This is a genomic window from Nguyenibacter vanlangensis (assembly GCF_013376155.1).
In the GTDB taxonomy this organism is placed as follows: domain Bacteria; phylum Pseudomonadota; class Alphaproteobacteria; order Acetobacterales; family Acetobacteraceae; genus Gluconacetobacter; species Gluconacetobacter vanlangensis.
Genome location: NZ_JABXXP010000070.1, coordinates 1 through 9,399, shown reverse-complemented (window position 1 = coordinate 9,399; position 9,399 = coordinate 1). Strand labels below are relative to the sequence as shown.

Here is a 9,399-nt window from a genome sequence, read left to right as displayed (position 1 = left end):
GGGCTTGCGGATGGCGAAGGCTGGCGCCGTGACGACGGGCGGCAGCAACCCCTCGAACCGCTCCCCCGTCTCGGGCAGCTCGGCCGAGACGCGCGGCCTGTCGGCGTGGACCTCGGCGCCGACATGGTGTGCGACCAAGCGCACGATCCGCTCGCCATCGGCAGCGGAGAGGGTGCGGCCGGTGTCCTCCAGGCCGCCGGAAAGCCGATCGATCCAGAGCCGGCCGTCCGGATTGAGCATCACCTCGACAATCGAAGGGTCTTCGAGGAAAGCGGCGATAGCCGGGCCGAGCGCGGTGCGCAGCATGCGCGCGCCGCGTGAGAAGGCCTCGGAATGGATTGGAGCAACCGCCACGATCGTCCCCGTCGTTGGCCAATCGCGACACGCGACTGGCGACGGGGATGATTAGAAAAGGCAGGAAATGGGGCGGTTCAACAAGTATTCAGGCGGCGTAGGAGGCCTGCGTAGTGGAGAGAAAAAAGACTTGCCGGGTGCGAAGCGAATATATGTATCGTTTCTAGGCAAGAAAGACCAAGCACATGCGACCATTCACATTCCACGCGCCCAGGGCGGTGCACTTCGGCCCCGGCGTATCAGGCGAATTGGCCGAGGACGTCGCGGCCCTGCTGGGGCCGCGGATACTCGTTGCCATCGGACACGGGCATTCACCGCCTCGACCTCGCACAATCCTTCAAGGCGAGCCTTCGAAAGGTCGACACCGGCATCTCGGTCCTCGACGGCGTAGTCTGGCAGGCTCGTTGGGCGCAGCCATCTACCGGCCATAATAACTGCCGCTGACCGGTCTCCATAATTGTAACGCCGCGCAGGCAAGTCGATTGGAAACAGAAGCCCACCTTCATAGCGGAGACGGCACGAGCCAACATCTATGGAATTACACCAAACTTCACGCTTCCGTCTCATTCTTAGCCGCGAACGCGGCGAGAACGGCGTCAATGAAGCACCTCAGCTTGAGTGTCATTCGACGGTCCTCCGCATGGAGGAGGTGCATCGGGCGTGTAGGCCCTTCATAATCCCTGAGGATCTGAACTAGACGACCGGCTGCGATGTCGCCAGCTAGGGCGGCCATGGGCCCGAGCGTTATCCCGAACCCGAGCAAGGCGGCTTGATGCAGTCCTTTCCAGTCATTGACCCGCAACCTGCCGTGAACCGGGACATGGAACAGTTGCTCATCCTTTCGAAAAGTCCATTCACGGCCGAGCGTTCCTGACCAATAGCTGAAACCCAGGCATTCCTGTCGGCTCAGATCGTCCGGAACGACGACCGTGCCGTGCTGCTCCAGGTAGGCCGGAGATGCGCAGGCAATCAATCGATAGGGGCTCAAGGTGCGTGCAACAAAGGAACTGCTTTCGGGCGGCGCGCCGATGCGGATAATCGCTTCATAGCCATCCTCGACCGGGTCAACCAAACGATCGGACAATACGACTTCAGCCTGCACCTCGGGATTTTGTGCAAGGTAGCTAGTCATGACTGGCATGAGCGCATGCGTGCCGAATGTAACGGGCGCATTTACCCGCAAAATACCCCTGGCGATCTTGCGTACCTGCATCGCCTGCGCCTCGGCGTCATCGACGTCTGCCAGAATTGCCCGGCAACTGTCACAATAACGCTGGCCAAACTCCGTCAGGCTCTGCCGCCGTGTGGTGCGGTTGATCAGCCGGATGCCGAGGCGGCTTTCAAGAGCCGCCACATGCTTCGCGATCATTTGAGGCGACACCCCGAGGTGGCCGGCTGCCGCCGCGAAGGACCCCAGGTCTGCGACCCTAACGAAGGCTGCCATGCTTTCTAGACGATCGGGCATTCAACACCAGAGGTGGTTTCTCTGCATACAAGTGAGCCATTTATCACTGATGGATGTCAGTCGATAGTCTCGTTCTTTGAAGGAGAAGGAGCCGACAATGGCATTCTACATCGTCACAATGTCCCACCCCGATGGACCAGAATGGAACCATTACGTCGCCGAGCATGTGGAATATCTGCTTGACCTGATCGAGCAGGGAAGGCTGAAGGCTTCCGGCCCGATCAAGGGCACGCCGCTCCGCTCCGGCTTTTTGATTTTAGAGGCTGACAACCAGCGTGAGGTGGAGGCAATGGTCAAAGGCGATCCGTTCAGTCGCGAGAACCTGATCGTTACGCTCTCCGTCGAGGAATGGGATCCGCTGTTCGGGGTCTTCGGAGAACAGTCCAGCAAAACTTTGCCACCGGATTTGAAGGCAATTGCCGAAAAACTGGGTTACGTGTGAGATGAGTCGCCTGGTCCTTACCGCCTACGCTGTTTGCTACAGGGTGTTATGTACTTTCTGCGCGGCTTGATTCATATCGGAGGGCATGACGAGTGCGCGCAAGCCGTATCCCTCTGACGTGTCCGACGATGAGTGGTCGTTGGTGGTGTCCTATTTGACACTGGTTCGGGAGGATGCACCGCAACGTCAGCATTCGCTGCGCGAGCTGTTCAATGCGCTGCGCTACGTGGTTCGTTACGGAATCGCCTGGCGCGCAATGCCGAATGATCTTCCGCCCTGGTTCGCGGCTTACCAGCAGACCCAGCGCTGGATGCAGGCTGGCTGCTTCGAGGCGCTCGTGCACGATCTGCGGGTGGCGGCAGGACGCACGCGGAAGCCGACCGCCGCGATTATCGACAGCCGGACCTTGCGTTCGACACCCGAGAGCGGGGCGCGGCAGGGTATGACGGCGCCAAGCGCAAGCGCGGATCGAAGCTTCATATGGCTGTCATGTCGCTCGCGAGGAGCGGTCTCACGGTAGCAGGAAACATTCGCCGGCATGGATCTGCACTGCCGGTGCACCGTCCACTGAGAGCCAGCACGATCCAGCGATAACGACGGCGTGGAACTTGATCCCGTCATGCGGGCCGAAACTGATCGGCGATGTGGCAAACGGCGGTTCGCCCGGGCGCTCATAGCCCAGTCGACGAGTTTCAGACCTATTGCTTGAAACTCAAGCGACGACCGCAAAGCCCGGCGAAGCGCGCAATCGGGCGATATCGCGCGCGGGCGGTTCTCCGAAGTGGCGGCGATACTCGCGCGTGAACTGCGATGGGCTTTCGTAGCCAACGCGGAGCGCGGCCGTCGCGACGTCGATGTCCTCGACCAGCATCAGGCTGCGTGCATCCTGCAGCCTGAGTTGCTTCTGAAACTGCAGCGGCGTCATCGCCGTCACGGCGCGAAAATGTTCGTGCAGGCTCGACGGACTCATGCCCACCTCCGCCGCAAGCCGCGTGATGCTGAACCGCTCCCTGAAGTTCTTGCCGATCCAGGCGATGGCCCGGCCCACCTGGGCCATCCGCCCCTGGCTCGACGTGATGTGGCGCATCCGGGCGCCGGTCGGGCCGGCAAGCAGGTGATAGAGGATCTCCTGCTCGGCAAGTGGCCCGAGCACGGGCAGCGCGGCCGGATCGTCGAGCAGGCGTAGCAGGCGCAGGGCGGCGTCCAGAAGAGCGGTACTGGCCTCGGACACCGTCTTGCCGATAGGTGGAGACGGTGCGCCCGGCGAGAGCGGCACGCGCAACGCCAACTCGCCCAGCATCACCGGATCGAAATCGAGGTACAGGCACAGATAGGGCTTGTCAGGCGTCGCCTCAATCACATGACCAATCGCCGGCAGGTCGTAGGTCACGACCCCGTAGCGGCCAGGCGAATACTTGAACACGAGGTCTCCCAGCGTGACCTCCTTCCGCCCCTGCGCGACGAGGCAGAGCTGAGGCCGATAGACGTTTGGCATCGGCATCGTCACCGTGGAGGATCGAACAAGCGTCACGCGCTCGATGGGGGTGGCATGGAAGCCGTCTTTCGAGACGTATCTCCCGATGATTGCAGCCATTTCATCCAGCGTTCCCATGAAGATGAATGTCGCACGCACGCGAAGGCGCGGCAACGCGAACCCGCATTATCCGGAGGATCACGCCGAAATCTCGGCGCATCAGGCTAACGCTCTGCCCAGCTGTCGCATCACAATGTGAGCGGCGGTAGCAACTTACCTAGCCGCAGATGAAGCAGGGAGTAGACATGATTATCGACACTCTCAAGACGCCCAAGGTCGCTTTGGGCACCTGGGCCTGGGGTGACAGCGGCGAGGCTGGCGATGGCTATTTCGGCAGCAGCCTGACTCAGGCGGGCCTGGAAGAGCTTGCGGACAAGGCGCAGACTGCCGGCTTCATGCTGTGGGACACCGCCGTGGTGTACGGCATGGGCCGCTCAGAGACCGTACTTGGTGAAGTTCTGAAGCGCTTCGCGCGCCGCGATTACCAGCTTTCTACGAAATTCACCCCGCAAGCTGCGGGAGCTGGCGAATCTCCGATGGCGGAGATGCTGGAGCAAAGCCTGAAACGGCTCGGCGCGGACTACATCGACCTCTACTGGATTCACAATCCTGCCGATGTGGCACGATGGACTCCGCACCTGATTCCATTGCTGAAGAGCGGCAAGGTCAAACATGTCGGCGTCTCAAATCACAACCTGAGCGAAATCGAGCGCGCCGACCACATTCTCGGAGAGGCCGGGTTTCGGGTCGAAGCGATCCAGAACCACTACAGTCTCGTGTACCGCAACGCTGAGGATGCTGGCATCCTGGACTATTGCCGCAAGCGCGGCATCCCCTTCTTCGCCTATATGGTGCTTGAACAGGGCGCCCTCAGCGGCAAGTACAGTCCTCAGAATCCGCTGCCGGAAGGGACCGACCGGGCGAAGGCTTACAACGACATGCTGCCTCAGCTGAAGGCGCTGACCGACAAGCTCGCCTCGATCGGCCAGGTCCAGGGGGCGGCAGCTCCCGACGTCGCCACAGCCTGGGCCCTTGCCAAGGGCACGACGCCGATCATTGGCGTCACTAAGCCTAGCCATATCGAAGGCCTGGTCCGAGCCACCACGATGACAATCTCCAGCGATGACATCGCAGAGCTGGAAGCCCTCGCCAACGCGGCTCACGTGAACACCCGCGGCTGGTGGGAAAAAGATATGCGGGTTTGAAGTCTGTCGGCTGCTGCGCCGCCGGGAGACGATGGCAGCGACACCGTCGCCAATCTCGATTACTCGTCGGCAAACCGTTCGAAATGACTTTAAGCGCGTGTCCGGACGTGCGCCTCAACGTTATCGGCGTGATGCATAGCCTTCGCGCTCAGAAATGTCCTTCCGTGATCCCCGATCATTGCGCAACACTGAATCTGATTACCTACGCCGAGAGCACGCTTGCGAACGCTCGCGCCTTGTCGGGTCCGTTCGCCAACTCTTGTCCACTGAAGCGGAACAGTGCCGATCTGCTATGGCCCGTTCCTGGTTGGATCGTTGCTTCAGATCTCTGTTACTGTTCTCCATAGGCCCCTTCACTTTTGTCCTCCGGGATCTCCTGCCGCAGCTTTGGTCCCTCATTTAGCCGTCGCCCGAGCGTTGCGACGAAATTGTCGTAGCGAGCCCCGGCTTGCGCACGCGCGGCCTTTGCGGCTGGCTCCGGCAGCGGCGGCGTCGTGTTGAGCCAGAAGCGGATGAACAGCGCCAGAGTTTCGACACCGATGCCAACGTCGCGTTCGAGCCGCGCCAGGCGCCGGTCCTGCTGGTCGAGCCGCTTCGCGATGGCAGCCTCCCGCCGCTCGTCCGCATCCGGCGACAGGAATGACGCGATCGCGGCTTCGGCGATCAGCGACATCGACTGGTCCCGGCGCGCGGCGTAGGCCGACAAGGCCTGCATGACATCCGGGTCGAGGTAGACGGAAAGCTGGGCCTTCTTCTTTGCCGCGACCATCAGCGCCTCACATCCCGAGATCGTCGCCGGGATCGAGCGAGGCTTGCTGAGCGAGGCCCTGCATCAGGTCATTCATCCGGCCGATCCTCGGCGCCTCCTCCTCCATCTCGTCGACCTGATCGAGCGCGAACTCATTCTCGATTGGCGCCTGCTTCTCGACGGTTCCTTGGCTGAGCTCCGGCTGCTTTCGGCGGTCGGTGTTCTTCGGGTCTTCGTCATCAGCGTCCTCGCCATCGACCCCAGCCAGCGCCGGTGGTCGGGGCGGCAGCGGGCGCGAACTCCAATCGTCTGCGCGCCCGTCTTTCGGCCGCATCAGCACCGGCGGTGCCACGATCCGCTCCTGAAACCGTTCATCCTCGTAGTAGCGCGCCTTCTTCGCCCGGATCGGATGGACGCCCGACACCATGACGATCTCGTCGGTGGACGGGAGCTGCATCACCTCGCCTGGTGTCAGCAGCGGCCGCGCGGTCTCCGATCGCGAGACCATGAGATGTCCGAGCCAGGGCGACAGCCGGCTGCCGGCATAATTCTTCATCGCCTTCATCTCGGTCGCGGTGCCGAGCGCGTCGCTGACCCGCTTCGCCGTCCGCTCGTCGTTGGTCGCGAAGCTCACCCGCACATGACAGTTGTCGAGGATCGAATTGTTGGGGCCGTAGGCCTTCTCGATCTGGTTCAGCGACTGGGCGATCAGAAAGCTCTTGATGCCGTAGCCTGCCATGAAGGCCAACGCGGACTCGAAGAAGTCGAGGCGGCCGAGCGCCGGGAACTCATCGAGCATCAAAAGGAGCCGGCGTCGCCCGGCCTTGGCCTGTAGGTCCTCGGTCAGCCGCCGGCCGACCTGATTGAGGATCAGGCGGATAAGCGGCTTGGTCCGGTTGATGTCGGACGGTGGGACGACGAGGTAGAGCGTCGTCGTCCGATCGCCGGCCACGATGTCGCCGATCCGCCAGTCGCAGCGGCGCGTCACCTCGGCGACAACGGGATCACGGTATAGGCCGAGGAAAGACATAGCCGTGCTGAGCACGCCGGACCGTTCGTTGGCGGATTTGTTCAGCAGCTCGCGCGCGGCGGAGGCGACGACGGGATGGACGCCCGCCTCGCCCAGATGCGGCGTTCGCATCATGGCGGAAAGCGTCGACTCGATCGGCCGCTTCGGATCGGAGAGGAAGGACGCGACGCCGGCGAGCGTCTTGTCCTCCTCGGCGTAGAGGACATGCAGGATGGCGCCGACCAGCAGGGCGTGGCTGGTCTTTTCCCAGTGGTTTCGCTTCTCCAGGCTGCCTTCGGGATCGACCAGGATGTCGGCGATGTTCTGCACATCGCGCACCTCCCATTCGCCGCGGCGGACCTCGAGCAGCGGATTATAGGCGGATGACTTCGCATTGGTCGGATCGAACAGCAGCACACGGCCGTGCCGTGCCCGAAAGCCGGCCGTGAGCTGCCAGTTCTCGCCCTTTATGTCGTGGACGATCGCCGAGCCCGGCCAGGTCAAGAGCGACGGAATGACCAGGCCGACGCCCTTGCCGCTCCGGGTCGGCGCGAAGCACAGCACATGCTCGGGCCCATCATGGCGGAGGTAGCTGCGCTGATGACGGCCTAGCACCACCCCGTCGGGACCGAGCAGGCCCGCTTCGGCGATCTCCTTCGGTTGGGCCCAACGCGCGGAGCCGTAGGTCTCAATGTTCTTCGCCTCCCGCGCACGCCAGACCGACATGCCGATGGCGACGGCCGCGGCGATGATGCCGCCCGACGCCGCGATGTATGCGCCCTTGATGAAGATTGATGGCGCGTAGGCGTCATAGACGAACCACCACCAGAAGAAGGATTGCGGCTGGTAGATCGGAAAATGCAGAAGCTCGAACCACGGGGCGCCGAGTTGGGCCTGAAAGCCGAGCCGCCAGGCTGTCCATTCCGTCGCGGCCCATAGCGCGAGCAAGATGATCGCAAAGACGGTGAGGATCTGACCCCAGAGAATTTTGGTCGCCGACATGCCGGCGAGCCTCTCCTGAGAGGTTTGGTTCTGAATGTTACTCATATGCCGATTCCTCTGTTCCGGCCGAAGCCCCAGTCGACGCCGCCGTCATCGCGCGCGATGCCGGAGACGTGGCGACCGAGCTGCTTTTCGAGGGATGGGGTCCAGGGCACGAGCTGGAAGCCGAGACCGTCGTCGATCATGGCGAAGCGCCCGGAGGCGAGCGCGAAGCGCTGCCGGTACGACCCGGCGACGTACTCGCCGGAGGCGGCCTGGCTGAAGGGCTGGCCCGTCTCGGTGGCGAGCCGCTCGCCCAGGGCCTCAACCTCACGGCGCCGGAGCGTACCGATCAGGCCGTGGGAGAACGTGACGCCGTGCGGCTGGCGCTCGGCGAGGCCCTGCTCGATGAGCTGCTCGGCCCGCCGGTCCATTGCATCGCGGACCTCGGCGCCGAAACCAGACTGGCCGAGCGCCACCGGATCACGGGAGACCGCCTGCCGGTCGAGCCAGGTCGCGCCGCTGGCCGTCACCTGATCTTCGATGGCGAGGTCCGACCGCACAGCCAGCGCCACGCGCCGGCGGCCTTGCGCATCGTCGAACTTGCGCAGCTCGACGACGGAGCCTGGCGCGCTATCGCCGGTCGCGTCGAGGTCGGGGAATTTGATGTGGTGGGTGCGGCCGTCGACGCCGTCGACGACGGCGTAGGCTGTCCCTTTCAGCTCATCGTCGAGACCGCGATCCACCAGCCGGCCGATGACAGGCACATCGAGGCTTTCGCCGGCCAGCACATAGCTCGCGGATGCCCGTTCGATCCCGTGCTCTCGCAGGCCACGATGGATGCGCTTGATGATGTCGCCGCGCTCACCGAGTTCGCGGAGCGTCGTCTCGGCGGCTTCGTCCATTGCCCACTGGCCGGGCCCGAGCTGATGCGCGAGGCCGAGGCTCTCCAGATGCCGCAGCCGCCCGACCTTCAGCGACTGGAACGGGTCCGGCTCCTGGCCGGGAGAAGGCGCGACGTCCATGACACTGTGCCGGCCAGCGTCGCGCACAAGCTGCCGGTCGAGCTGGGTCCAGCGCTCGGCCTCCACCTGGCGTTCGAGCGCGTGGCGGATGTCGAGATCGCTGCGCAGTCCCAACTCCTGAGTGACCAGGTCCTGGGCGCGGGCGCGCAACCCCTCCTTGATATAGTCGCGGGAGATGACGAGGTCCTGGCCGTCGTCCGTGACGCCGCGCACGATGATGTGGACGTGCGGGTGCTGGGTGTTCCAGTGATCGACGGCGACCCAATCGAGCTTGGTGCCGAGGTCCTTCTCCATCTGGCCGACCAGCTCGCGGGCGTAGCCCTTGAGGTCGGCCATCTCCGGCGCGTCTTCAGGCGAGACGATGAAGCGGAAGTGGTGGCGGTCACCCGCACTCCGCTCGGCGAAGGCCCTGGGATCGGCGTCCTCGGTCTCCGGACCGAACAGCCGGGCCTTCTCCCCGTCCCGGGTAACGCCCTCGCGCCTCAGGTAGCCGAGATGGGCGCCGAGCGGCGCCGAGCGCGCGGAGTGACGGACGACGCGGGCCTTGACCGTCACCAGGCGCGAGCGGCCGGTGAGCAGATGGTTCGCCCGGATCGCCGCGACACGGCCGCGGCCGAAGGTCGAGCGGCTTCCACT

General features: G+C 63.6%; 7 protein-coding genes and 2 pseudogenes. 3 read left to right on the top strand and 6 right to left on the bottom strand.

All coding sequences use genetic code 11. The features are described 5' to 3' along the window. Together HUK84_RS06240 and HUK84_RS06235 are read right to left on the bottom strand one after the other, a co-directional pair. Nucleotides 1–354 (bottom strand): annotated as a pseudogene (locus HUK84_RS06240) (Flp pilus assembly complex ATPase component TadA); the annotation flags it as partial. 550 nt (nt 355–904) lie between these two features. Beyond that, complete coding sequence (locus tag HUK84_RS06235; RefSeq protein ID WP_246285455.1) at nt 905–1,798, bottom strand: LysR family transcriptional regulator; 894 nt, start codon at nt 1,796–1,798, stop codon at nt 905–907. A gap of 118 nt (nt 1,799–1,916) precedes the next feature. On the opposite strand from HUK84_RS06235, the gene HUK84_RS06230 reads away from it, so the two are divergent. Further along, nucleotides 1,917–2,261: a YciI family protein gene (locus HUK84_RS06230; protein WP_176639504.1), complete on the top strand. Its 345-nt coding sequence runs from the start codon at nt 1,917–1,919 to the stop codon at nt 2,259–2,261. Between the two features lie 85 nt (nt 2,262–2,346). Further along, nucleotides 2,347–2,750 (top strand): annotated as a pseudogene (locus HUK84_RS06225) (transposase); the annotation flags it as partial. A gap of 223 nt (nt 2,751–2,973) precedes the next feature. On the opposite strand, the gene HUK84_RS06220 reads toward HUK84_RS06225, so the two are convergent. Further along, the gene (locus HUK84_RS06220) at nt 2,974–3,873 is read right to left on the bottom strand and encodes an AraC family transcriptional regulator (protein ID WP_176639508.1); all 900 of its coding nucleotides are present in this window, start codon (nt 3,871–3,873) and stop codon (nt 2,974–2,976) included. Between the two features lie 167 nt (nt 3,874–4,040). Here HUK84_RS06220 and HUK84_RS06215 point away from each other — a divergent pair, with 167 nt between their 5' ends. Next, nucleotides 4,041–5,000 (top strand): aldo/keto reductase, encoded by a 960-nt coding sequence (locus HUK84_RS06215; RefSeq protein WP_176639503.1) that lies wholly within the window; start codon nt 4,041–4,043, stop codon nt 4,998–5,000. 331 nt (nt 5,001–5,331) lie between these two features. On the opposite strand, the gene HUK84_RS06210 is transcribed toward HUK84_RS06215, so the two are convergent. The 3 genes from HUK84_RS06210 to HUK84_RS06200 all read right to left on the bottom strand — a co-directional run. Next, on the bottom strand, nt 5,332–5,769 hold the full coding sequence (locus HUK84_RS06210) for a CopG family transcriptional regulator (RefSeq protein ID WP_176639502.1): 438 nt from the start codon (nt 5,767–5,769) through the stop codon (nt 5,332–5,334). 7 nt (nt 5,770–5,776) lie between these two features. Then, entirely contained in the window at nt 5,777–7,759 is a 1,983-nt protein-coding gene (locus tag HUK84_RS06205; RefSeq protein WP_176639507.1) for a conjugal transfer protein TraG, read from the bottom strand. A 41-nt stretch (nt 7,760–7,800) separates the two neighbouring features. Next, a partial coding sequence (locus HUK84_RS06200) for a relaxase/mobilization nuclease domain-containing protein (RefSeq protein WP_176639501.1) occupies nt 7,801–9,399 on the bottom strand: 1,599 nt, incomplete at its 5' end.

Coding starts and splice junctions, on each gene's coding strand:
- HUK84_RS06235 (WP_246285455.1), bottom strand. CDS start 1,798: ATGGCAGCCTTCGTTAGGGTCGCAGACCTGGGGTCCTTCGCGGCGGCA.
- HUK84_RS06230 (WP_176639504.1), top strand. CDS start 1,917: ATGGCATTCTACATCGTCACAATGTCCCACCCCGATGGACCAGAATGG.
- HUK84_RS06220 (WP_176639508.1), bottom strand. CDS start 3,873: ATGGGAACGCTGGATGAAATGGCTGCAATCATCGGGAGATACGTCTCG.
- HUK84_RS06215 (WP_176639503.1), top strand. CDS start 4,041: ATGATTATCGACACTCTCAAGACGCCCAAGGTCGCTTTGGGCACCTGG.
- HUK84_RS06210 (WP_176639502.1), bottom strand. CDS start 5,769: ATGGTCGCGGCAAAGAAGAAGGCCCAGCTTTCCGTCTACCTCGACCCG.
- HUK84_RS06205 (WP_176639507.1), bottom strand. CDS start 7,759: ATGTCGGCGACCAAAATTCTCTGGGGTCAGATCCTCACCGTCTTTGCG.